Here is a 253-nt window from a genome sequence, read left to right as displayed (position 1 = left end):
CATTCTGGCGGCCCGATACATGATTTCCTGCAATACCGTCTTCAGTCTCCTGCGCTTGGCGGGGTGCCGGATGGGGGAAATCTCTCCGGTCAATCCCAGTTGTCCCAGCAAACGCAGACAGTTGTAAGCAAAAGAAGCCAGATGCACGATGGCATCGTTGGTGTCGAATTTGCCCGAGGGCAAACGCTCCAGGTCCAGATCGCTTTTGAATTCAGAATGAAATTGCTCATGGGTACCATGGTGCTTGTAGAGT

General features: G+C 52.6%; 1 pseudogene. It reads right to left on the bottom strand.

The annotated features are described in order from the left end of the window. Positions 1–253: pseudogene (locus IV91_RS0112530) on the bottom strand (IS1380 family transposase); the annotation flags it as partial.

The organism is Ferrovum myxofaciens (genome assembly GCF_000735045.1).
Taxonomy (GTDB): Bacteria; Pseudomonadota; Gammaproteobacteria; order Burkholderiales; family Ferrovaceae; genus Ferrovum; species Ferrovum myxofaciens.
Note: the sequence above shows the minus strand (reverse complement) of the source record. Positions and strands in the feature narration are given on the sequence as shown.